This is a genomic window from Mesorhizobium sp. C277A (assembly GCF_040324395.1).
In the GTDB taxonomy this organism is placed as follows: domain Bacteria; phylum Pseudomonadota; class Alphaproteobacteria; order Rhizobiales; family Rhizobiaceae; genus Mesorhizobium.
Map to the genome: position 1 here is coordinate 2730669 of NZ_JAMYVW010000002.1, position 23818 is coordinate 2754486.

The following is a 23818-nucleotide window of genomic DNA, read 5'->3' on the forward strand; positions in this document are numbered from 1 at the left end:
TTAGGATCGGCGGCCCATGGCCGCAAGCATGACAGCTTGGGCCACGGGCTATCCCCTATTCGGCGGCGGCCTTCTGGGGTTCGATGAGCCGGTCCTCGGGGCCGAACAGCGACGCCTGCTCGCCGCTCTCGACCGCATGCAGCGCCGGCTTGTTCTTCTTCGAAGAGAAGAAGCTCACCAGCCACCCGGAGAAATTCTCGAAATAGACATAGATGACAGGGGTGACGAACAGCGTCAGCGCCTGGGAAGCGAGCAGCCCGCCGACGACCGCGACACCGAGCGGCTGGCGCAGCTCAGCACTGGCGCCGGTGCCGAGCGCGATCGGGAACGTGCCCATCAGCGCCGCCAACGTCGTCATCATGATCGGCCTGAAACGCATCAGGCACGCCTTGTGTATGGACTCCTTGGCCGACATGCCTTCTCGTCGCAGCTCCAGCGCGACGTCGACCATCATGATGCCGTTCTTCTTGACGATGCCGATCAGCATCAGGATGCCGATCACCGCGATCACCGACAGGTCCATGCCGGCAAAGCGCAGCGCGACCACGGCGCCCAGCACCGCCGAAGGCAGGCCGGTCAGAATGGTCAGCGGATGGATGAAGCTCTCATAGAGGATGCCGAGTACGATATAGATGGTCAGAATGGCGCCGCCGATCAGCAGGCCCTGATTGGCCAGCGAGTCCTGGAAGGTCTTGGCGGTGCCGGCAAAGCTGGTCGAAATCGCCGGCGGCATGCCGATCTGCTCCTTCAGCGCGGCGATGCGGGCCGTGCTGTCGCCCAGCGCCACGCCTTGCGGCAGGTTGTAGGAGATGGTCACCGCCGGCAGCTGGCCGAGCTGGTTGACCGTCAGCGCGCCGGCGGTGCGGTCGACGCGGGCAAAGGCGCCGAGCGGCACCAGGCTGCCGCTTGCCGTCCTGACCTGGATGGCCAGCATGCGCTCGGGCGACCATTCGATGTTGGGATCGAGCTCCATGATGACTTCGTAGCTGTCGGCCGAGCCGAAGATCGTCGAGACCTGCTCCGTGCCGAAGCCGCCATAGAGACTGGAGCGCAGCGTGTCGGTGTCGATGCCGAGCGACGCCGCCTTGTCGCGATCGACCACCAGCGTCGCCTGCAATGAATTGTTCTGCAGATCGCTGGTGACGTCGGTGAAATTCGCATGATCGGCCGCCATCGCATCGTTGAGCTTTTGCGCCCATGTGTCGGTCAGGCCGGTATCGAGGCCCTGAACGACGAGCTGGTAGGCGCTGGCGGAAGAACGCGCGCCAAGTCGCAGGTTCTGCACCGGCTGCATATAGGCATCGATCCCCGGCACGACGGCCAGCTGCCGCCGCAGATCCGACAGCACCTTGTCGATGTCGGGGCGCTGGCTCTTGTCCTTCAGCTGCACATAGAGCTGGCCCTGGTTCAGCGCATTGTTGCCGCCGCCGGCTGACCAGGCGACATGCGAGACATAGGGCGAATGCGAGAAGACGCTTGCCGCCTGGTTCTGCAGCTTGACCATGGCGTCGTAGGAGATGTCCTGGCGGGCGATCGTCGTCACCGAGATCTGGCCGATATCCTCTTGTGGGAAGAAGCCTTTCGGCGAGACTTCGATCAGCCACACCGACCCTGCCGCCGTGCCGACAAAAACGAGGAACACCAGGAAAGTGTGGCGCAGGCAGAATGTCAGAAGCCGATCATAGCCGCGGGTGACGAAGTCCTGCTTGTGGCCGGGGGCGTGCTTGTCGCGATCGGCCTTGGTCACCGACAGCAGCCTTGAGCACAGCATCGGCGTCAGTGTCAGCGACACGAACATCGAAGCCAGGATGGCGACCGTCACCACGACGGCGAATTCGTTGAAGATGCGGCCGATGACGCCGCCCATTAGAAGCACGGGGATGAACACCGCCACCAGCGAGATCGAGATCGAGATGATGGTGAAGCCGATTTCGCGCGCGCCCTTCAGCGAGGCATCGAAAGCCGACAGCCCATCCTCCTCCATGTGTCGAAAAATGTTTTCCAGCATGACGATGGCGTCGTCGACGACGAGGCCGACTGCGAGCGTCAGGCCCATCAGCGAGATGTTGTCGATGGAAAAGCCGAACAGGAACATGGCGCCCAGCGTCGCGATCAGCGAAATCGGCACCGCCACGGCCGGAATGATGGTTGCGGTCACCCGGCGCAGGAAGACGAAGATCACCATCACCACCAAAGCGATGGTCAACAGCAGCGTGAACTGGACGTCGTCGACGGCCTGGCGGATCGAGGTCGAACGGTCGTTGAGCAGCTTGATGTCGGCGGCGGCCGGCATTTGGTCCTTGAACGACGGCAGCATCGCCTTGACCTTGTCGACGACGTCGACCGTGTTGGCGTCGGGCTGGCGCTGCACCGCCAGGATGATGGCGCGCGTGCCGTCATACCAGCTTGCAGTCGTCGTGGTCTCGACCGAGTCGATGACGCGCGTCACCTCGCCCAGCCGCACCGGATGGCCGTTCTTGGTGGCGATGATGAGGTTGGAGAACCCGGCGGCATCGGTGAGCTGCGTATTGGCCGTGATGGTCAGCTGCTGCTTGTCGTTCTGCAAGACGCCGAGCGGCGTGTTGGAGTTGGCCGACGCGATTGCCGTCTGCAGCTGGTCGATCGAAATGCCGCGCGCCGCCAGCGCCGTCGGGTCGATCTGCACGCGCACCGCATATTTCTGCTGGCCGAAGATCGACACCTGCGCCACGCCGTCGATGGTCGACAGCGAGGGCGAGATGACGTTTTCGGCGAAGGCGTCGAGGTCGGTGAGCGGAACCGTGTCGCTGACCAGCGACATCAGAAGGATCGGCGCGTCGGCCGGATTGACCTTGCGATAGCTCGGCGGCGCTGTCATCTCGGGCGGCAGTTGCCGCTGCGTGCGTGCGATCGCCGCCTGCACGTCGGCGGCCGCCGCGTCGATATCCCGGTTGAGCACGAACTGGATGGCAATGGACGTGCGTCCCAGCGAATTGCTGGTCGAGATCGAATCGATGCCGGCAATGGTGGCGAACTGCTTGATCAGCGGCGTCGCCACCGAAGTGGCCATGGTTTCGGGTGACGCGCCGGCCAGGTTGGCCGAGACGTTGACGACCGGGAATTCGGCGCTCGGCAATGCCGCCACCGGCAGGAACTTGTAGGCAAACAGCCCGCCCAGCACGAGGGCGAACGACATCAGCAGCGTGGCGACAGGCCTGCGTATGCAGAATTCGGAAATCATTGGGCGGCCCCACCGGCCTTAGCCGCTTCGGCGACCTTGGGCGCGGCCTGGTCACCGCCGGCCGCCTTGCCTTCATGCACGCTGGCGCCGTCCTTCAGCCTGGTTTGGCCCTCGACGACAACCTTCTCGCCTGACTTGACGCCCTCGCTGATGGCGCTGTTTTCGCCTTCGGTCAGCGCCACCTGCACAGGCCGCATCTCGACCGTGTTGTCGGGCTTGACGACATAGACGAATGGCCCCTTCTGGCTGGGTTGCACGGCAACGGTCGGGATGGATGTCATCTGCGGCATGATGCCGGCGTCGAGCACGACATTCACATACTGGCCGGGCCACAGTGAAAGATCGGCATTGGGAATGCTCGCCCGTGTCGCGATCGTACCGGACGCGGTGTCGACGCTGGAATCGACGAAGTCGAGCGTGCCCTTGCCGATCGGCATCGGATCGCCATCCTTGGTCAGCGTCACCGCGCCTTGCTGCGGGTTGGCCAGCGCCTTGTGCAGCAGCGCCAGGTTGCTCTCCGGCAGGTTGAAGTTGACTTGCAGCGGATCCATCTCGGTGATCGTCACCAGCGGCGTGGCCGTGCTCGAGTTGCCGTTGCTCAAGGTAACCAGGTCACCGACCGAAACGTTGACCGCGCCCAGCCGGCCGGCAATCGGCGCCTTGATGCTGGCAAAGCCGAGCTGGACATTGTCGGCGTCGATCGTCGCCTTGTCGGCATCGACCGTCGCCGCGGCAGCCTTTTGCGCCGCCACCGCCTGGTCGTAGGTCTGCTGCGTGCCGGCCTGCTTGGCGACGAGATCCTTGGCGCGCTGGAGGTCGGAGCCCGAACTGGTTAGCAGCGCCTGGTCCTTGGCGAGCGTCGCCTGATCCTTGGCAAGCTGCGCCTTGAGCGCCCTGTCGTCGAGCGAGAACAGCAGGTCGCCGGCCTTCACCATCTGGCCGTCCTTGACGTCGATCGATACGATCTGGCTGGACACGCGGGCGTTGATGTTGACCACGGCCGGCGAAGACACGAAGCCGATGGCGTAACGGCGGATCGGAAAATCGGCCATTGTCGCGGTGGCCGAGACGATCGAGGCCGAACGGGCGGCATTGCCGCCGGCGCCGGATTTGCCCCCAGCCTTGTCGGCCGAAGCCTTGTCCGATCCAGCCGGCTTGTCCGCTGCTGCCGTCTGCCTGGCGCCCGGCAGCATCTGCTGCAGACTGCTCATTGCCGCCGGCGAAAAATAGACCCATGCCGCGGCGACACAGGCCGCCGCCACCACCACCGCCAGAACGACTTTTCCGCGCATCGACTAAAAGCCCTATGATCCGACACGCCGAACCCGGTGGTCTCATTCTACCCAATCACGGCGCCTTGCCGCGATCTCGCCGAAGTAGATAGGACGCTCATTTGTCGGAAAAGGGCCAAAACACGGCATTACGAAGATTTAATGTGCACTGCACAATGACTATGCAGTGCGGTTGAGATTTCAGGCCGGATGCGTCTATTTCAGCATCGGCCAGAGCGTCGCCGCCAGGAGCACGCCCATGGCGATGTTGAACCATTTCAGCCGCACCGGATCCGACAGGAATCCGCGCAGCGCCGTGCCGAAGCCGGCCCACACCGAGACGCTCGGCAGGTTGACGACGGTGAAGGCGATCGCGATCAGCGCCACCGACAGGAACGGGTGGTCCGGATTGGAGTAGACGGCCATGGCGGTGATCGCCATCACCCAGGCTTTCGCATTGACCCACTGGAATGCGGCTGCCTCGATGAAGCGCATCGGCCGTGCCTCCGTCTCACCCTTGCTGGACAGCGAGCGCGACATGGCGATCTTCCAGGCGAGATAGAGCAGATAGGCAGCGCCGGCGATCTTCAATCCGGTGTGCAAGGCCGGAAACGCCGTAAGCACCGCGCCCAGGCCAAAGCCGACAGCAAGCAACAGCACCAGGAAACCCATGCTGATGCCCAGCATATGCGGAATGGTTCTGACCAGGCCGAAATTCACGCCCGACGCCAAGAGCATGAGGTTGTTCGGCCCCGGCGTGATCGAGGTCACGAAGGCGTAGACCAAAAGGGCAAGGAAAGCGTCGAGGGTCATGACGGCTCACAAAGGTCAGCAATGCTGACTTAAATCGACAGAGCGCTGGACGCAACCTCATTCCATTGGTCCAAAGCGCTCCGCCGTGATCCGTCTATCCCGAGCCAGCCAGGCCGGCACAGTCTACCTGCCGTGGGCCCGCGCCGACAACAGGCTGGGAGCGGCGGCCGCCTCCTGACGGCCAGCCACACGCCGCAGGCCTTTGCGCCTCGGCGTGTTCCCGGGAAGCTTCACGCCATGCGCGAGGCCGAGGGCAGCCAGGATGCGGATGAAGAGCCAGCCGAGATCGATCTGCCCGCGTTCCAGGCCGAGCTTTGCGGATTCGGGAAACGCATGGTGATTGCCGTGGAAACTCTCGCCAAAGGTCACCAGGCCGAAACGCGGCAGGTTGTAGCCCTGCACGGCAACGCCATCGACGCGCCAGCCCTGCTGCCCGCTGCGATGTGCGAAATGCCCGACCAGCCAATGCCCGGTCAGCGACACGGAGATACGCACCGCAATGCCCCAGACCACCCAGCTCCACCCGCCGAGGAGCAAGAAAAGGATCGCCCACGGCAGTTGCTGCAGCATCCAGGTCCGCTCGACGAATTTGTAGAAGCGGTCGTTTCTGATCGACGGCTCGATGACGAAGTCAGGCGGATTGCGCAACGCTACGGCGCAATGCATTTGCCAGAAAGCGTCGGTGAAGAAAGGCCGGCGGTGGGCGTGCAGGTCGTGACAAGCCGTCTGGCGCTGCGCCCAGTCTCGTATGTCATGCGCATAGATCATGCCGAACGGACCGGCCATGCCGACGAGCGTCCCGAGATAGACCAGCGCGTGTTCGAGCCAGATGTGAACCTTGAACGAGCGATGGATGAGCAGGCGATGCATGCCGACCGAGTGTCCGGCGCAGATCGTCACCGCCGTCGTCGCTACGAACAGGGCGAAAGCGCTCCAGCTGAAGGTCAGCGGCCCGAACACCAACGCAATCAGCGTCATCGCACCGACCCAGATCGACTTGGCCGGCATCCAGACGACCTCGCCATCTTCGGCATCGCTCAAGGGCTGCGAGATCATTCTGCCTGTGGATATGGTCTTCATCGGCACCCCTCCTCTGCAGGAAACATTTCCGGACCAAAGAGCCTTGCCTTCCGGCGCGCCGGCGCTTATTTAGGCAATAAGCTAACTATCTACTATTCCGATTTAGGTATTTAGGCAATAGACTAAATACCGGAAGCGAAACGACAGAGGCAGGCGGTGATCGAAGACAATGCAGCGGATGCCGACACGGCTATCGGGGCAAGCAGCGCCATACAGCGCGTGTTCGAGGCGCTCTCATCGCAGCCGAGGCGCAAGATCCTCGCCTATCTCGCCCACTCCTCGCTGACCGCGGGCGAGATCGCGGCGCGCTTCGACATGTCGAAGCCGTCGATCTCGCAGCATCTGAGCATCCTGGAGACGGCCGGCCTCATCGCCAGGGAGCGGCAGGGACAATTCATCCGCTACTCGCTGGTCCAGAACAATCTGGTTAACACGCTGAACGGCTTCGTCCAGGACGTCTGTCCGGTATCGCGCCCGATCAAAAGGGAGAGTAAGAATCTGGCGAGCGGCAAGGTCGATCCCAAGCCGGTAAAATAGTTGGACTGAGACTACATCCCTTGCGGGCCGCGGTTCATCGCCGCCACGCCGGTGCGGCAGATCTCGACCAGGCCGAGCGGCTTCATGATGGCGATGAACTGGTCGAGCTTCGAACCCTTGCCGGTAATCTCGAAGATGAAGTGCTCGGTGTTGGCGTCGATGACCGAAGCGCGAAAAGCGTCCGCCAGACGCAGCGCCTCGACGCGGGCTTCGCCGGTGCCGGCGACCTTGACCAGCGCCAACTCGCGTTCCAGCGGCCGCTCCTGGCCGAACTCGTGCGAGCGCACGGTGAGATCGACGACGCGATGCACCGGTACGATGCGTTCGAGCTGGTGCTTGATCTGCTCCAGCACATGCGGCGTGCCGCGCGTCACGATGGTGATGCGCGACAGGTGCTTCTCGTGTTCGGTCTCGGAGACGGTGAGGCTCTCGATGTTATAACCGCGGCCGGAAAAGAGGCCGATGACCCGGGCAAGCACACCGGGCTCATTGTCGACCAGCACGGAGAGCGTGTGGTTCTCCGGCTTTTCCGTTTCCTTGGCGATGAAATAGGCGGAGCCGGTCGGTTGAAGCTGTGCGTTCATGACATGAATCTCGATTTCAGACTTTGAGCTAATTCTCTGTTTGCGCACGGCTTCTCGCGACAGCCCTGCCCCGGCTTGGACCTAGACCAGTTCCCTGCCCTTGGCGTCGATGGCGTTGGCCACGGCTTCGTCGGTCGCCTCGTCGGGCAGGAGCATTTCATTATGCGCCTTGCCCGACGGGATCATCGGGAAGCAGTTGGCGAGCGTCGCCACCCGGCAATCGAACAGCACCGGCTTCTTCACCGCGATCATCTCCTTGATCGCATCGTCCAGCTCGTCCGGTTTCTCGCAGCGAATGCCATGACCGCCATATGCGTCGGCCAGCTTGACGAAGTCGGGCATCGCTTCGGTGTAGGAATGCGACAGACGGTTGCCGTGCAGCAATTGCTGCCACTGGCGCACCATGCCCATATACTGGTTGTTGAGGATGAAGATCTTGATCGGCGCATTGTGCTGCACCGCCGCGCTCATCTCCTGCATCGTCATCTGCACCGAGGCATCGCCTGCGATGTCGATGACCAGCGCATCCGGGTGCGCGATCTGCACGCCGAGCGCCGCCGGCAGGCCGTATCCCATCGTGCCCAACCCGCCCGACGTCATCCAGCGGTTCGGCTTCTCGAAATGATAGTGCTGCGCCGCCCACATCTGGTGCTGGCCGACCTCGGTGGTGATGTAGGTGTCCATGTCCTTGGTCAGTTCGTAGAGCCGCTGGATGGCATATTGCGGCATGATCACATCGTGGTTCATCTTGAACGCGAGCGAGTCACGCGCGCGCCATTTGGCGATCTGCTCCCACCAGGGATGGAGCGCCTTCTTGTCGGCCTTGGCGCTCGCCCGCCACAGCCGCACCATGTCCTCCAGCACCCGGCCGACATCGCCGATGATGGGCACTTCCGTGTGCACGTTCTTGTTGATCGACGATGGATCGATGTCGATGTGGATCTTCTTCGAGTTGGGCGAGAAGGCGGTCAGCCGTCCGGTGATGCGGTCGTCGAAGCGCGCGCCGATGCAGATCATCACGTCGCAATCATGCATCGCCATATTGGCTTCATAAGTGCCGTGCATGCCCAGCATGCCCATCCAGTTCTTGCCCGATGCCGGATACGCGCCGAGGCCCATCAGCGTCGAGGTGATCGGGAAGCCGGTGAGGTCGACCAGTTCGCGCAGAAGATGGCTGGCCTCCGGACCGGAGTTGATGACGCCGCCGCCCGAATAGATGATCGGCTTCTTGGCGCTGGCCATCAGTTCGACGGCGGCCTTGATCTTTTCCAGGTCGCCCTGGACCTTCGGCTGGTAGCTGGTGCGCGGCGCCGCCTGCGGCGGCACATAGATGCCTTTGGCGAACTGCACATCCTTCGGAATGTCGACCACCACCGGGCCGGGGCGGCCGGTCGTCGCGACATGGAAGGCCTCATGGATGGTGGCGGCCAATTCGTTGACGTCCTTCACCAGCCAGTTGTGCTTGGTGCAGGGGCGCGTGATGCCGACCGTGTCGCACTCCTGGAACGCGTCGGAGCCGATCAGCGAAGTCGGCACCTGCCCGGTCAGGCAGACCAGCGGGATCGAATCCATCAGCGCATCCTGCAGCGGCGTCACCGCATTGGTGGCGCCCGGGCCGGAGGTCACCAGCATGACGCCGGCCTTGCCGGTCGAGCGGGCATAGCCTTCGGCCGCATGCCCTGCGCCTTGCTCGTGGCGGACGAGGATGTGCTCGACCTCGTCCTGCTGGAAGATTTCGTCATAGATCGGAAGCACCGCGCCGCCGGGATAGCCGAAGACATGCTTGACGCCATTGTCCTTCAGCGCCTGCACCACCATTTCGGCGCCAGTCATTTCCCTGTTTGGCATTTCGCGCCGTTCGTTCTGTCCGTTGCTCATCGGTCTGGTCCCGTACTTCTAGCCATGAGGCGATTGCTGGTCGTTTAGTCGTGTTTCGGGCAATAAAAAAGGCCCCCGATGGGAGCCTGTGTGTTGCGCATGGGAGGTTTTCGCCCGGCGGTTACACCGCCTTGCCCACGCGCTTTCCTACGAGAATGAGTGCCTTTTTCATCGTGGCGGACACTACGAGGGTGAAAGGCAAGGTGTCAACGGGAAAAACGCGCGATGCGAGCAAGTGGCCCGCCGCCTCTGGTCGGCGGGCCACCGCGGCGCATACGATACCCCTCAATCGCACCGCGCCGGGAACAAGAGCCACTGCCGTGTCACGTCAGGATCAGCACGATCTTGTACGTATCCGGGTCGACGATGACGATGCGCCCGTCGGCCAGCACGAAGTACTCATAGGATTCGTAGGCCGGGACGATCTTGACAATGCGCGCCGGCAGACGGTGCAGGCGCACTTTGTGCCGCGGCACCTCGATGCCGACCGAAATGTCGAAGTCGACGTTCTTCACCGGCTCAACCCTGGTCTCGTGGATGATCTGCGTGACCTGCGTCTTCTGCTCGACGGTCACGTTGTTGATCGAGGCCGTATTGCCCTGGTCGGTCTGGACGTTTGTGTTGCCCTGAGCGTTCTGCTCGGTGGTGGTCCCGGCCTTGCCCTGGGCCTGCTGGTCCGTGCTGGTGCCGGTCTGGCCCTGAGCGTTCTGCTCGGTGCTGGTCCCGGCTTTGCCCTGAGCCTGCTTCTCGGTGCTGGTGCCGGTCTGGCCCTGAGCATTCTGCTCGGTGCTGGTCCCAGCCTTGCCTTGGGCCTGTTCATCGGTCTTGAGCTTGGCCTTGCCCTGAGCCTGCTGACCAGTCGTGGCGCCGGCCTGACCCTGAGCATTCTGCTCGGTACTGGTCCCGGCCTTGCCCTGTGCCTGTTCATCCGTCTTGAGCTTGGCTTTGCCCTGAGCCTGCTGATCGGTCGTGGCGCCGGCCTGACCCTGAGCATTCTGCTCGGTACTGGTCCCGGCCTTGCCCTGTGCCTGTTCACCCGTCTTGAGCTTGGCTTTGCCCTGAGCCTGCTGATCGGTCGTGGCGCCAGCCTGGCCCTGTGCATTCTGATCGGTCTGTGACTTCATCTTGCCTTGCGCCTGTTCGCCGGCCTTGCCGCCGTTCTGGCAATCTGCCGCGCCGGCGGCGCAGTTATCGCCACCGCTCGGCTGCACGGCCTGGGTCTGGGCGATCGCGGCGCCGCACCCGACGCCAAGCGCAATCATGCTCGTGATCAACACATGTTTCATCTGCTTTCTCCTTAAAGAGTCGGTCCCTCAGCCTAGCCAACTCTGCCAAAAATACTTTGTTCCACATTTTGTGAATAAAATCTGGCTTCTAAGAAGACCAATGAATGTAGGCAGTAATTTTGCAACAATCATCTACAAATTGCATCAAACAATTAATGCAACGCAACATTTGCTGAGCTTGTGATCCCATAGCGATGACACCAGCCTCACAAGCTTAGAAGTACTCCCGTCGTCATGACCAGGATGGCTACCCCGAAAACAGGCAAGAGCAACCATCGTGCCTGATGGACGCTGTTGTCCATTAACGCCTCCCACAAGTGCTGATCTCAACGATGCCGAGAACCCTGTGTTCCGCCCTGAGGAGGCTCTAGGACCTCTACAGCCTGGCACCAGACTTTGGACCCTCTCCCTATAGTCCATTGGCCCGATGACGCCCGGACCGAAGCCCCACGCGGGAACGCAGCCGCGAAAAGCCCGTTCGGCTTGCGGTGTGCATCAACCTCACCAACAACCACCGTATCGGAATCGAGCTCGCGCAAGATGCATGAGCGTTGATGAAGGAGAGAATCATGACGACCATGTACCAGTCGACCGCAATTGCCGGATTCTTGCTGCTCGCGAGCGCGGGCGTAGTTGCCGCTCAAGACGTCATCATCGCGCCGGAGCAGGAAACGGTTGTGCGCGAATACGTGAAAAAGCAGCCCCTTGCGTCGGTGAAGATTCCAGGTGTCGAATTGAACGTGGGGACCGCCATTCCCGACACGGTGGAACTGCATGAAGTGCCGAGCGTCAAGTATCGCTACGTTGTGGTCGACGGGCGAACCGTGCTGGTCGACCCCGGCACGCGGAAGATCGTCAAGATCATACAGTAACGCTGATCCCACCGCCGTTCCCCGCGGGTGGCGGTGGGATCATGCCCTGAAATTGCGGTTTCCCCAGCAATTCAACCTAGCGCTTGCTCGCACCATCGACCGTTCTAGATGTAGGATGGCTTAGGCATTTTGGCACGGCCAAAGCTCGCGGGGTCGGTTGAGACGTGCGCTACATTGATAGTCTCTATCAAAACTGGAACAGGCTATCGTTGGCTTGGCAGTTCATCATAGTCGGAAGCATTGGGCTACTGTCGCTGATGCTGGTCGTCGGCCTATGGGTCACCTCCCAAATACGAGATGGAGTGATCCGCAACTCTGCAAGCACGACCGCGCTTTACGTCGACAGTGTCATCGCGCCAATCCTGCCCGATATGCGCAAAAGCCAGCAGCTCAGCGACACCGTTAAACGGGCACTCGATGAAACCCTGGACCAGGGTGCTCTCGGAAAAAAACTGGCGTCGTTCGTGCTTTGGCGGCGTGATGGCAAGGTCCTGTACGCCAAAGACGCGGCTCTTATCGGCCAGACCTTCGAGCCAAATGCGAACTTGCTGCATGCGTTCGGTGGAAACGTGGTGGCGCAATTCAATGATCTGGACGAAAATGAAAGGAAGGAACGCAAGAGCCCCACCGCCTCGCTGCTCGAGATCTACAATCCGGTTCGAGAGCCGTGGTCGGGCGATGTTGTGGCCGTTTCCGAGTTCTACGAGATAGCCGACGATCTTCAGGGCACTTTAAACTCGGCACTATGGTCGAGCTGGCTGCTCGTGGCTGGCGCGACCGCGGTCGCCTTGGCGATGCTCTCGGGAATCGTGCTTCGCGGCAGCAGCACTATCGAAACGCAGCGTTCAGCGCTTGAGACACAAGTGGCGGAACTTCAGTTGCTTTTGGAGCAGAATTCCGCTTTGCGGGAGCGCGTCCAGCAGGCGTCGCGCCGCGCAACGGCAATCAACGAGCGTTACTTGCGTCGCATTGGGTCTGATTTGCATGACGGTCCAGCTCAGCTCGTCGCACTGGCTGCGCTGCGCATGGACAGCCCTCTGCTGCTCGATCCCGCCGCATCCCCAAGCCACCGCAAGACCGAGATCGCCGATATCCATCATACGTTGGACGAGGCGATGCGGGAGATCCGCGCCATCTGCACCGGCCTCGTACTGCCACAGATCGAAGCTTCGACAGTCGCGGAGATATTGCGGCTTGCGGTTGCCGAACATGAACGCCGGACGGCCTCTTCCGTATCGCTTTCACTGCCATCTCGCCTGCCCGACCTGGGGACGTCCGAGAAAATAAGCATCTTTCGCTTCGCGCAGGAGGGGCTGAACAATGCCTGGCGACACGGTCTGGGCAAGGGGCAGGCTGTCAAGGCGCGAGTGACGCAGGGCAAGCTCCTCATTCAAGTGCTTGATCGCGGCCCTGGATTCCAGTCGGGATCGTGTGAAGGACTTGGACTCGCCGGTATGAGGGAACGTATCGAGAGTATCGGAGGTCACTTCGAGACCTTTTCGAGCCCCAGGGGGACCCGGCTGACCATAACGCTCAACATCGAGGACCAGAAATGACCGCTCCCATAAGGATTGCCATTGTTGATGATCATCCGCTGTTTCGCGAGGGTGTGGCTCGCAGCCTCGCCGAAATCGGCGGCTTCGAAGTCGTTGGTGCGGGCGAAACCGCGGCGGATGCCGAACAGCTTGCGGCCTTGGCAAATCCCGACATATTGCTGCTCGACATCAGTTTGCCGGGAGGGGGCCTAGCGGCAGCGGAAAATATTCTTGCAACTCAGCCTGACTGCAAGATCGTCATGCTCACCGTCTCGGAGGCGAACGCCGATTTGGCAACGGCGCTCAGGCTGGGCGTACGCGGATATGTGTTGAAAGGGATTGGGGCGGCATCGCTGGCCGAGGTGCTGACTTATATAGCCGCAGGAAAAAAATATGTTTCGCCGACCCTGTCAGCGCAGCTTTTGAATGAACTGATCCGGCCGGAAAAGCGCACAACCGATCTCGTTGCCAATCTCTCGGGACGCGAGCTTGGGATAATCTCCTTGGTAGGCGAAGGACTGAGCAATAAAGAAGTCGCCAAACGTCTCAACCTGCAGGAGAAAACGGTAAAACACCACATGACTCGGATATTTCAAAAGCTAAAGGTGCGAAACCGCACCGAAGCAGCCATTCTTATGCACGCGCCCAAAACGGGTCTTGTATAGGGAGATCGGGGCTTGTCTGAAGGTCGGATGCTGGTTGGCGAACCAACAGTTACAGCCCTTTCAGACGAGCAATGTCGGAGGCCCTTACGGCGCGTTCGACAATTGTCCTTCCAAGCGGATCCTTCATAGTGAAGCGGCCGGCCTCGATGCTTTCGCTGAATCCATCGCGATGCACGACCTGGATTTTGGCGCCCTGTACCGTCACCGTGTCGCCAGCGGCATTGACTTGGCTACTGGGAGCTTGGCTACCGGGGGCGTTGTCGCCGGCACCATTTTTTCCCTTTCCGTTGGCGTTGCCATTCCCGGCGTTGCCGCCTGAGCCATTACCGTTACCACTACCGTTGCCACCACCGTTACCATTGCCATTGTTTCCGCTCTTGGCGCTGGCAGCGGCGAATTCGATCTTGTAGCCGTCGACATGGCTCAACCGCAGACCAAGCACCGGCATCGTCACCGCAACCGCCGCGAATACGCGCAAGCTAAAGTACGCCCAGCGACGCACGGATGAAAACAGGGGCTGCCTTTCTCCATTCATGCCACCATCACATCATGATGTGTCACGGTATTCAAGAATGAACAGCCCAAAATTGCGGCTCACAAACGCTGAGGAAACTCTCCTTTCGTGCTTGCAGCTCGATTCTCAGACCTTCGTCTGAGTCAAATATACACCGAAGTCTGACCTACTGATCTTGGGCCGCGCCGACGGATGTCGCAATAAAATCCGCAGTGACAAGGCTCGTCACCGGTAGGGATCGGCAGCGAGGCGCGAGCGCCTGCGGCACGCAGATGCTTGCGGCAGATCTCCGGCATACAGTTTGCGCATGCTCGCCGTCGAAGCGGTAGCACATGCCGTTCCTTCCCCGGATTAATGATCAGGCGCGATTGGCGAATTCGCGGACAACCCGTTGCAGCAGCGGCATGTAGTCGCGAAATGCCCGGGTCTTCATGTTGGCGATCTTGCCGGCCTCGTCCCAGACGCGAACCCGCACCGCTTCCTCGTGGAACGGGTTCTTGCGGAACTCTGCCACCTCTTCGGCATTCATCGGCCCGCCTTGCAGCGACAGCGTGTGGACCGAGGCCTGCGACAGCCTGCCGAAATAGGTGGGGTCGGTGGCGCAAAGGTAGCGCTTGGCCGCGACATGCAGCCTGACGCATTCGACGATCACCGGTGGAAAGAACGGCGCCAGCACCTCGCCGCCGGCTTCGTCATGATGCTTGTCCTCGACATCGTCGGGCGAATAGGTGCCGAACTCGCTGGTGTAGTGGCCGATATCGTGCAGCAGTGCTGCCGCCACCAGCACATCGGGCGCGCCGTCCTTTTCGGCGAACCAGGCGCCCTGCAACATGTGCTCCGACATGGTGACGGGTTCGCCGAGATAGGATTCCGCCCCTCGGCGTTCGAAAATATCGGCGATGAATTCGACGATGTTGCCCGCGTTCAAATCCTGGCTGCTCATTCCGCTGCTTCCTTGAATTCGTGTTCGATCGCCGACAGCGTCGACAAAAGGCCATCCTTGTCGGCGTAGCAGCCCTGCAGCCAGCGCTTGCCGGCGCCGGAGAACTGCTTGCGGGCATGCATGACGCGGGTGTTGTCGACGATGAAGGCCTGGCCCGCCTCGAGCTTGAAGGTCACTTCGAAGGACGGATCCTCGATCAGTTCGGCAAACCGGCGATAGGCGGCGTAGTAGGCCTCCATCTCCGCGAACGGCACATCGACGGTCGGCGCCAGCGAGCGGTTGTTGAAGCGGATGGCGATGAGTTCGCCATCCGGCCCGAGCTCGATCATCGGCCGCTTGGCCTGCAATCGCACGCCCGACGAGCCGGCATATTCGAAGCGCGCCGGGTATGAACTCAACAGCCGGAAGCCTTCGGGGTTTTCGGCCTGCAGCGCGGCCGCCACGGCAAAACCATCGACGACGCTGGATTCGCCGCCCTCGACCGTGTTTTCGATACACGACAGGATCTGCAAGGTCGGCACCGGATCACGATAGGGGTTGTCGGTATGCGCCTGCAGGCCAAGATTGGTGTAGGCCAGATTGGTTGGATTGACCTCGGCGCGCACCTCGAACCAGCGGCCGTAATTGGTCTCCCTGATATAGCCGAACAGATCGGACACTTTGCACAGCGCCCCGGATTCGGCCGGCAGATCGTCCATCACCGCGAAGCCGTAGGTCTTCACCGCCGACAGCCATTGCCGCAAGACGGCGCGGTCGCGGCTGGCCGCGACATAGCCGGCGCGCGGCACCGAATTCTGCATAGAGGCCCTGGTCCATCGCACGGTGCCCTCGCCTGTCCAGCCGGGCTGTCGGGCGGCATCGCGGTCATAGGCATTGGCGCTCAGCCATGCCGCAGGAAAGCGCACCGTCTTTCCCTCCGGTTCGAAACTGACTTCAAGCGCATCGCCCTTGATCGCGGCTGCGCCGATCCGCGTTTGCGCCGGAATGTCGAGAATGGTGATCAGCCGCTGGCCGTTGCCGGCGCTGCGCGTCTTGTCGTCGAGCGCATTGTCGCGCAACCACATGGCGTGAAAGCGAGTGCGCGCGCCGTCCTTCCAACCGAGGTCGATCGTTCTTCCTTCGTCGCCGATCAGCGCCTGGGTAAGCATGGAGATCCGTTCCTGTCCGCTGCGCCCCGCAGCCAACTCCGCAGGGTTTCCGGTTGCATCGTGATGATGTCGAAGGCATAACTCAAATTATCATTTTGCGGCCAAAGGCCATAAACGGTTTATGCCTCAAACAACCCTGCCCTTGCCGCCGCTCGACTGGCTGCGGAGTTTCGAGGCCGCCGCGCGGCTGTCGAATTTCACCGCCGCCGCGGCCGAGCTTGGCCTGACCCAGGCTGCGGTCAGCCAGCACATCCGTTCTCTCGAAGAGCGGTTGAAGCAGCCGCTGTTCATCCGCCTGGCGCGCGGCGTCGAATTGACGCCGGAGGGTGCCGCCTACCTGCCGCATCTGCAATCGGCCTTTGCCGTGATCGCCAACAGCACGCGCGAGTTGTTCGAACCCAAGACCGTCCAGAGCGTGACGATACGCTCGCCGATCTCGTTTGCCGTGCTGATGATCGCGCCGAAGCTGCCGCAAATGGCCAAGGACCTGCCCTTCGTCCAGCTGCAGATCGAGACCATCCACACACCGGCCGATTACGGCGAGCGCTTTGTGGGTCTCGACATCCGATTCGGCATTGGCTCCGGCTCCTTTGCCGGACGGCAGGCCGACCGCCTCACCCGCGAAACCTTAACGCCGATGGCGTCGCCAAATGTCGCCAAGGCCAAGGATTGGACAGGATTGCCGAGACTTACAGTGGTCGGCGCGCGGGAAATGTGGGGCGAGTGGTTCGCCGTCGCCCGGATGAAGCCGGCGCTCGGGCCCACGCACAAATTCGACAGTTTCGTTACCGCGTTGGAGGCGGCGAAGCACGGCGCCGGCATGGTGCTGGGATCGCGACCGTTGGCCGACGCGGCACTGCGCGAAGGATCTCTCGTTACCCTGTCCGGCTTTACGCTGTCGAGCGGTGCCGGCCACTATCTGACCGCACCTTCGGGCGCGCATCTGAGCCCGGCCGAAGAAGCGGTCCGCCGCTGGTTCGCAACGGTCTTCGGCGTCCCGATTTCCCGATAAGCCCCTGAATACGCGGCAAACTATTGGACGACGTGACGCGGCGCATAATTTGTCGCGATACTGCGCCAGGCCGGACGTCAAGCTTCGGCAGGGTTCCGCTCGCTACAGGCGGCCAAGAAAAATCGCGGAGGAAATTCAATGCTCGACAAGGCCCCCAACAAGAAGCTTTCCGACCTGCTCGATCGCTTCGGCGCGGCACTCGCCGCCGGTGACATCGACAAGGCGGTCGCCTGCTTTCAGGAGGATTGTTTTTGGCGCGATCTCGTCAGCTTCACCTGGAACATCAAGACCATGGAAGGCCGTGACCAGGTGCGCGACATGCTGGTGAGCCAGCTGGCCAAAACCAACCCATCGAACTGGGCGATCGCCAGGGGCGAGGACGCCACTGAAAACGATGGCCTGCTCGACGGCTGGATCAGTTTCGAAACGTCTGTGGCGCGCGGCTTCGGCCACATCCGGCTGAAGGACGGCAAGATCTGGACGTTGCTCACCACCATGGTCGAGCTGAAGGGCCATGAGGAGCCGGCCGGTTTCGACCGCCCGCTCGGCGCCAAGCACGGCCATGGCAAGAACCGCCCGACCTGGAAGGAGGAGCGCGAGAAGGAGGCCGCCGAGCTCGGCTTCAAGACGCAGCCCTATACGCTCATCATTGGCGGCGGCCAGGGCGGCATCGCGCTCGGCGCGCGGCTGCGGCAGCTCGGCGTGCCGACCATCATCGTCGAGAAGAACGAACGGGCCGGCGACAGCTGGCGCAAGCGCTACAAATCGCTCTGCCTGCACGATCCGGTCTGGTACGACCATCTGCCCTATATCGACTTTCCCAGGAACTGGCCGGTCTTCGCGCCCAAGGACAAGATCGGCGACTGGCTGGAAATGTACGCCAAGGTAATGGAGCTGAACTACTGGTCGTCGACCGAGGCCATGAGCGCTGTCTATGACGACAGCAAGAAGGAATGGACGGTGGTGGTGCGCCGCGACGGCAAGGACATCACGCTGAAGCCGAAACAATTGGTGCTGGCCACGGGGCAATCCGGCAAGGCCAACATGCCGAACTTCAAGGGCATGGACACATTCAAGGGCGACCAGCATCACTCCTCGAAGCATCCGGGACCCGATGCCTATGTCGGCAGACAAGCTGTCGTCATCGGCTCGAACAACTCCGCCCACGACATTGCAGCAGCCCTTTGGGAGGCCGGCGCCGACGTCACCATGGTGCAGCGCTCGACCACGCACATCGTCAAGTCGGACACGCTGATGGAGATCGGCCTGGGCTCGCTCTATTCGGAAAAGGCGGTTGCGAGCGGCATGACCACAGCCAAGGCCGACCTCGTCTTCGCCTCCCTGCCCTACAAGATCCTGCACGAATTCCAGATTCCGGCCTATGCCGAGATGAAGAAGCGCGACGCCAACTTCTACAAAGGCCTGGAGAAGGCCGGCTTCATGCTCGACTGGGGCGACGACGGCTCCGGCCTTTTCATGAAATATCTGCGACGCGGCTCGGGCTATTACATCGATGTCGGCGCCTCCGACCTGATCATCGACGGGTCGATCAAGCTGAAAAGCGGTGTCGACGTGAAGGAGATCAAGGAGCATTCGGTCCTGCTCAGCGATGGATCGGAACTGCCGGCCGATCTCATCGTCTACGCCACCGGCTACGGTTCGATGAATGGCTGGGCGGCCGATTTGATCTCACGGGAGGTCGCCGACAAGGTCGGCAAATGCTGGGGCCTCGGCTCCAACACCACGAAGGACCCAGGCCCCTGGGAAGGCGAGCTGCGCAACATGTGGAAGCCGACGCAGCAGGAGGCGCTGTGGTTCCATGGCGGCAATTTGCACCAGTCGCGCCATTACTCCCAGTTCCTGGCGCTGCAGCTGAAGGCGCGCATGGAAGGCATCGCGACGCCGGTCTACGCGCTGCAAGAGGTTCACCACAAGGCTTAGGCAGCGCCGCCGATGCGCTTCCAGTAGATGAGCGTGCCGGTCAGCCCGCCATGCGGTTTCAGGGCAAAGTCCGGTATTTCGCCAGTGAGCGTGAAGCCGAGTTTTTCGTAAAGGCCGGAAGCGCCCTCCTCGGTTGCGGTGTCCAGCACCAGAAGCGTGCGGCCTTTCTCGACGGCGAGCGTTTCGGCCGCCCGCATCAGCCGGCTCGCTATGCCCTTGCCGCGGTGTTCGACGCGGGTCATGAGCTTGGCGATCTCGGCCCGGTGCGGCTGATTGACCGGAAAGTCGAGCAGCAAGGTGACGGTGCCGATCAACGCGTCGCCATACCAAGCACCCAGCACCGCTCTTTCACCTCTCTCTGCTGCCATCAACGAGTTGCTCCAGAAGGTTTCCGCCGCTTGCCTGGATAAGGGATGCATGAAGCTGACGGAGCCGCCGGCCGCGACCGTCTCGATCAGGAGGTCGGCCAGCATGTCGCGTGTTTCCGCAGTCAGCGACCTGATTTCGATGGGACTCACCTGCACTTTCCCTTGCTAATCCAGACGCGCGACGCGGCGCCGCTTTCGTCTCGCCTTGATCGCGGCGATGCGATCGGTGTCTTTCGGCTGCAGATGCAGCCCGCGTTCGAGGATTTCGAGCGTGTATTCCTCATAGGTCAGGCCAAGCCGCTCGGCCTTTTCCATGCGCATCAGCATCACGTCACGGCTTGGCGCCTTCCACGCCTTGGCATGCGCTGCCTGCCAGGCCAGGAAGATGTAGGGATCGCCCTTGCCCCATGGCGGGCCCTTGTAATCATCGAGCGGCGGTCCGCCATTGTCGGAGCGCTTGGGACGTCTTGCCACGATTTCAGCCCCTGACCAGCGCAACCAGATAGTCGGCCGGCTGCGGTCCGACGGCATGGAACGTGCAGTCCGACGGCGCGCCGAGCGCCAGGCAGTCGCCGGGCTCGAGACTATGCACCATATCACCCTCGGTGAACTCAAGTCGCCCGGAGATCAGCCACATCTGCTGCTTGATGAAGGCATAGGACGCCGCCGGGAAACTCACACTGGCGCCAGCCGGCAGTTGCACCCGGATCAATTCGAGCGGCGTGTCGGAAACCGGCGACAGATGCCGACGGACATAGCCCGTACCGGGGTCGCGCCAAACCGGCTGCTCACTCTCGCGCAGCAGGCCGCCACCTTGCTGCTCGGCGCGTGCTATCAGCGTCGACAGCGTCATGCCGAAAGCAGCGGCGATGCGCACCAGCAGCGCGGCCGTCGGGCTGGTCATGCCGCGCTCGATAGTGCTGAGCATGGCTTTGGAGACGCCGGAGCGGTTCGCCAGGTCGGCCAACGACCAGTCCCGCAAGGCTCTTTCGGCGTGGATTCGTCTGCCTATCGTGGCCGACATGTCATTCGCTATATCAGTCATTCGTCCAATATATCGAATATTTGGATTCGGAAAAGAGGCCGGCCGGTTGAATTTTCGCTGACCGGTTAACCCCTGCTACACCATCCCGCATCACGCCACCTTAACCCCGTCTGTGTAGGATCGACGCTCCACGAGAATGGGGATCGGATCGTATGTTTGTCGAGCGCGAAGCCTCCGTCGGCGAACCGACCTCGCAGGAGCGCCGCCGCGCAGAGCAGAGCGACAAGCGCATTCTCGGCAACGTCGTGCAGTGCGACGGTGCGCGCGCCACCATCAGCGCCTATGCCGACGACATCGAAGGCGCGGTCACCGGCCTGTGGACCGTCGGCAAGATGATCTCCATCAATCTCGGGACATCGCGCACCGTTGGTCTGGTCTACGAAATCGGCAAGTCGGATCGCGCCTGGAGCAATGAGGGACAAAATCCCATCGAAGTCAGCGTCGAACTAATCGGCGAAGTGCGCGACGGCGCGGAGCCCGGCGCCAAACCGGTGTTCGACCGCGGCATCACCACCTATCCTCATATCGGCGCCATAGCGCACCGCATCCGTACCCGTGACCTGCAGGCGGTCTACGATCTCGCCGGGCGTCATTCCATCACCATCGGCACGCTGTCGCAGGATGAGTCGATCGACGCCAACATCGCCATCGACGACACGCTGGCGCGCCATTTTGCCGTTGTCGGCACAACCGGCGTCGGCAAATCCACCGCCATCTCGCTGCTGCTGCGCAAATCGATCGCCGCCCGGCCCGATCTGCGAATCCTCATTCTCGATCCGCACAATGAATTCGCGGCATCCCTGCCTGAGTTCTGCGTCCGGGTCGATTCCAAGACGCTTGACCTGCCGTTCTGGATGTTCAGGCTTGAAGAATTCGCCGAAGTGCTGTTTCGCGGCCGAGAGGTCGTGCCGGAAGAAGTCGATGTCCTGCGCGACCTGATCCCCGCCGCCAAGAACCTCTATCGCAATCCCAATTCAGGCTCTTACGTGCGCCGCGGCAGCGATGCGCTGACCGCCGACACGCCGGTGCCCTACCGCATGGTCGATCTCATCAAGCAGATCGACGAGCGCATGGGCCTCCTGGAAAGCAAGAACGACCGCCCGACGCTGAAATCGCTGAAGACGCGCATCGAGTCCGCCGCGTCCGACCCACGCTATCGCTTCATGTTCAATTCGCGGCTGATCGAGGACACGATCCACGAGACGATCGGCAATATTTTCCGTGTGCCGCATCATGGCCGCCCGGTGACCTGTTTCGAGATGGCCGGCATGCCGTCCGAAGTGGTCAACTCCGTCTGTTCGGTGCTGGCGCGCCTGGCCTTCGACCTTGCGCTGTGGAGCGAGGGCCGGCTGAAGCTTTTGCTGCTGTGCGAGGAAGCGCACCGCTATATGCCGGCCGATCCGCGCCTCGGCTTCGCCCCGACAAGGCATGCATTGTCGCGCATCGCCAAGGAAGGCCGCAAATATGGCTGCTATCTCGGCGTCGTCACCCAGCGCCCGGGTGAACTCGATCCGACCATCCTGTCGCAATGCTCGACCTTCTTCGCCATGCGGCTGGCCAACGAGCAGGACCAGGCAATCATCCGCTCGGCGATCGCCGATTCCTCCGCCTCGACGCTGGCCTTTCTGTCCTCCATGGGCCAGCGCGAAGCCATCGCCTTCGGTGAAGGCGTGGCGACGACCATGCGGCTGAAGTTCGAGAAACTGGCGGAGAACCTGATCCCCGGCACCGCCAAGCGAGAGCAGGACGAGTTCTCGCAGGACGGCAACGACGTCGATCTCGCCGCCATCGTCGAGCGGCTGCGCAACGTCCCGAAACCGCAGCAGCAGATGGCCTTCGCCGAGGTCGTGGACTCCGGCCGCCAGGCCGGCGATCCCGATTACCGCAAGCCGGCCACCGCACAGCGCGTCCAGCCCGACGACGATTTCGACCTGCGCTATGGCCTCAAGCCCACAACCTTCGGCATGCGCCCGCAGAACGATTGACCTTCAGCGTAGCGACTTTTTTGCCGGCCAATTGAGAAGCCGCCGGAGCGCCAGGGCTCGGCTTCGTTGGCCCGCTTGGGCAAATCCCGAAAGGGAATTCATCAGGCCGGATTGAATGGCGTGGCTTTCGAGAAGCCGGAGCGGAGCGGACATTTAGTCCGTGAGCACCGGAAGTCGAGAAAGCCACGTCAGGCAACCGGCCTCATGAATTCTTCTTCGGGATTTTAGGCGCAGACGCGGTTGCGGCCTTGCCTCTTCGCCTCGTAGAGCTGGCGGTCGGCGCGGCGGTAGAATTCCTCGGCGGTTTCCTTCCGATCCCAGACGGCTAGTCCGACGCTGGTGGTGATCTTGAGGCGGACATTGCCTGACAGCACCGACATGTTGGCAATCGCTTTGCGGATGCGTTCGGCGAACTTCCCCAACAACTCCGCATCCATGTTGGGCGTGACGACGGCGAACTCCTCGCCCCCAAGCCGCGCCACCACATCGTGGTAGCGCGTCATGCCTTTGAGGCAATTGGCGACTGCCCTAAGCACCTCGTCGCCGACATCGTGGCCATGCGTGTCGTTGACCTGCTTGAAATGATCGAGGTCGAGGATCATCAGCCCGACGGGCTTTTCGATGCGGCGGAATTCCTCGAGATATTCCTTCAGCGCATCATCGAAGTAGCGCCGGTTCTGCATGCCGGTAAGGCCGTCGGTCAATGCCGCATGCTGCAGCGTTTCCGAGCGGGCGCTGAGCGAAACCGTCATGGCGCGCAGCTTGCCCTCTTCCGTGGCCTGCCTACGGATCAGCGGGTAGATGAAGAACACGCCGAAGAACAGCGCTGTCGCCAGCAGCACCCCGGTGACAAACAGCAGCGTGTTGAGATAGGCGATCCTCTCGACCCGGGAAGTCGTATCGTGACCGACCGCGATGAACTGCAATTGACCATAGGCATAAAGCGTCACCAGGCCTGCGGCCAGGATCACGAAAATAAAGACGAAAAATGCGGATTCCGCCTTGTGGAAACGCATCTGCTTCCCGTTGCAAAGTACCCGCCGGATCTATGGCATGCCGGCGCCTTACGGACGGTTAATCCAGACAACCGGAGCGGGAATGTTCATTCCTACTTCTGTTTC

At 61.9% G+C, this 23818-nt stretch carries 21 protein-coding genes; 7 read left to right on the forward strand and 14 right to left on the reverse strand.

All coding sequences use genetic code 11. From position 1 onward, the window contains the following. Positions 1-55: 55 nt before the first annotated feature. The 4 genes from NKK52_RS13670 to NKK52_RS13685 all read right to left on the reverse strand — a co-directional run bounded on the left by NKK52_RS13670 (position 56) and on the right by NKK52_RS13685 (position 6384). The gene (locus NKK52_RS13670; RefSeq protein WP_023682074.1) at positions 56-3220 is read right to left on the reverse strand and encodes an efflux RND transporter permease subunit; all 3165 of its coding nucleotides are present in this window, start codon (positions 3218-3220) and stop codon (positions 56-58) included. After that, positions 3217-4512, reverse strand: coding sequence for an efflux RND transporter periplasmic adaptor subunit (locus tag NKK52_RS13675; protein WP_023682075.1), 1296 nt, complete (start codon positions 4510-4512; stop codon positions 3217-3219). The genes NKK52_RS13670 and NKK52_RS13675 overlap by 4 nt, the downstream gene beginning before the upstream one ends. Positions 4513-4707: 195 nt before the next feature. Further along, on the reverse strand, positions 4708-5304 hold the full coding sequence (locus NKK52_RS13680; protein ID WP_023682076.1) for a LysE family translocator: 597 nt from the start codon (positions 5302-5304) through the stop codon (positions 4708-4710). 123 nt (positions 5305-5427) lie between these two features. Then, on the reverse strand, positions 5428-6384 hold the full coding sequence (locus NKK52_RS13685; RefSeq protein ID WP_023682077.1) for an acyl-CoA desaturase: 957 nt from the start codon (positions 6382-6384) through the stop codon (positions 5428-5430). A 156-nt stretch (positions 6385-6540) separates the two neighbouring features. On the opposite strand from NKK52_RS13685, the gene NKK52_RS13690 reads away from it, so the two are divergent. After that, entirely contained in the window at positions 6541-6921 is a 381-nt protein-coding gene (locus NKK52_RS13690; protein ID WP_084633872.1) for a metalloregulator ArsR/SmtB family transcription factor, read from the forward strand. Between the two features lie 11 nt (positions 6922-6932). Here the strand turns inward: NKK52_RS13690 and ilvN are convergent, their stop codons facing one another. From ilvN to NKK52_RS13705, 3 genes are all read right to left on the reverse strand, one after another. Beyond that, on the reverse strand, positions 6933-7505 hold the full coding sequence (ilvN, locus tag NKK52_RS13695; RefSeq protein ID WP_023668352.1) for an acetolactate synthase small subunit: 573 nt from the start codon (positions 7503-7505) through the stop codon (positions 6933-6935). A gap of 81 nt (positions 7506-7586) precedes the next feature. Next, on the reverse strand, positions 7587-9383 hold the full coding sequence (locus NKK52_RS13700) for an acetolactate synthase 3 large subunit (protein WP_023668351.1): 1797 nt from the start codon (positions 9381-9383) through the stop codon (positions 7587-7589). Between the two features lie 323 nt (positions 9384-9706). Then, on the reverse strand, positions 9707-10669 hold the full coding sequence (locus tag NKK52_RS13705; RefSeq protein WP_023682078.1) for a DUF1236 domain-containing protein: 963 nt from the start codon (positions 10667-10669) through the stop codon (positions 9707-9709). Positions 10670-11238: 569 nt separating this feature from the next. Between NKK52_RS13705 and NKK52_RS13710 the strand changes: the two genes are divergently transcribed. The 3 genes from NKK52_RS13710 (at position 11239) to NKK52_RS13720 (ending at position 13741) form a co-directional block, all read left to right on the forward strand. Next, a complete protein-coding gene (locus tag NKK52_RS13710; RefSeq protein ID WP_023731684.1) occupies positions 11239-11541 on the forward strand; it encodes a DUF1236 domain-containing protein in 303 nt (100 codons plus the stop codon). 164 nt (positions 11542-11705) lie between these two features. Next, positions 11706-13097, forward strand: a complete 1392-nt coding sequence (locus tag NKK52_RS13715; protein ID WP_023668348.1) for a sensor histidine kinase — start codon at positions 11706-11708, stop codon at positions 13095-13097. Further along, positions 13094-13741 carry a LuxR C-terminal-related transcriptional regulator gene (locus NKK52_RS13720; protein ID WP_023682079.1) on the forward strand — a complete coding sequence of 216 codons (648 nt, stop codon included), beginning with the start codon at positions 13094-13096 and terminating at the stop codon, positions 13739-13741. Before NKK52_RS13715 ends, NKK52_RS13720 begins: the two co-directional genes overlap by 4 nt. A gap of 49 nt (positions 13742-13790) precedes the next feature. On the opposite strand, the gene NKK52_RS13725 is transcribed toward NKK52_RS13720, so the two are convergent. The 3 genes from NKK52_RS13725 to tmpA form a co-directional block, all read right to left on the reverse strand. Continuing rightward, positions 13791-14219, reverse strand: a complete 429-nt coding sequence (locus NKK52_RS13725) for a hypothetical protein (RefSeq protein ID WP_023699032.1) — start codon at positions 14217-14219, stop codon at positions 13791-13793. A gap of 394 nt (positions 14220-14613) precedes the next feature. Further along, positions 14614-15198: a (R)-1-hydroxy-2-trimethylaminoethylphosphonate oxygenase gene (tmpB, locus tag NKK52_RS13730; RefSeq protein WP_023682081.1), complete on the reverse strand. Its 585-nt coding sequence runs from the start codon at positions 15196-15198 to the stop codon at positions 14614-14616. Continuing rightward, positions 15195-16346, reverse strand: coding sequence for a 2-trimethylaminoethylphosphonate dioxygenase (tmpA, locus tag NKK52_RS13735; RefSeq protein ID WP_023682082.1), 1152 nt, complete (start codon positions 16344-16346; stop codon positions 15195-15197). The genes tmpB and tmpA overlap by 4 nt, the downstream gene beginning before the upstream one ends. Positions 16347-16467: 121 nt before the next feature. On the opposite strand from tmpA, the gene NKK52_RS13740 reads away from it, so the two are divergent. Both NKK52_RS13740 and NKK52_RS13745 read left to right on the forward strand, forming a co-directional pair. Further along, entirely contained in the window at positions 16468-17358 is an 891-nt protein-coding gene (locus NKK52_RS13740; protein ID WP_023682083.1) for a LysR family transcriptional regulator, read from the forward strand. A 138-nt stretch (positions 17359-17496) separates the two neighbouring features. Beyond that, positions 17497-19299, forward strand: coding sequence for an NAD(P)/FAD-dependent oxidoreductase (locus tag NKK52_RS13745; protein ID WP_023668342.1), 1803 nt, complete (start codon positions 17497-17499; stop codon positions 19297-19299). Here NKK52_RS13745 and NKK52_RS13750 read toward each other — a convergent pair. Genes NKK52_RS13750 through NKK52_RS13760 form a run of 3 tightly spaced genes read right to left on the reverse strand, consistent with a single transcriptional unit; the run spans position 19296 to position 20712 of the window. After that, entirely contained in the window at positions 19296-19817 is a 522-nt protein-coding gene (locus tag NKK52_RS13750) for a GNAT family N-acetyltransferase (protein ID WP_023668341.1), read from the reverse strand. The two genes, NKK52_RS13745 and NKK52_RS13750, sit on opposite strands and share 4 nt — an antisense overlap. 15 nt (positions 19818-19832) lie before the next feature. Then, complete coding sequence (locus NKK52_RS13755; protein ID WP_023682084.1) at positions 19833-20141, reverse strand: hypothetical protein; 309 nt, start codon at positions 20139-20141, stop codon at positions 19833-19835. Between the two features lie 4 nt (positions 20142-20145). Then, positions 20146-20712 (reverse strand): helix-turn-helix domain-containing protein, encoded by a 567-nt coding sequence (locus NKK52_RS13760; protein ID WP_023668339.1) that lies wholly within the window; start codon positions 20710-20712, stop codon positions 20146-20148. A 152-nt stretch (positions 20713-20864) separates the two neighbouring features. Between NKK52_RS13760 and NKK52_RS13765 the strand changes: the two genes are divergently transcribed. Continuing rightward, positions 20865-22697 carry an ATP-binding protein gene (locus NKK52_RS13765; protein ID WP_023668338.1) on the forward strand — a complete coding sequence of 611 codons (1833 nt, stop codon included), beginning with the start codon at positions 20865-20867 and terminating at the stop codon, positions 22695-22697. Between the two features lie 224 nt (positions 22698-22921). On the opposite strand, the gene NKK52_RS13770 is transcribed toward NKK52_RS13765, so the two are convergent. Further along, positions 22922-23713: a GGDEF domain-containing protein gene (locus NKK52_RS13770; RefSeq protein WP_023668337.1), complete on the reverse strand. Its 792-nt coding sequence runs from the start codon at positions 23711-23713 to the stop codon at positions 22922-22924. Positions 23714-23818: the final 105 nt, after the last annotated feature.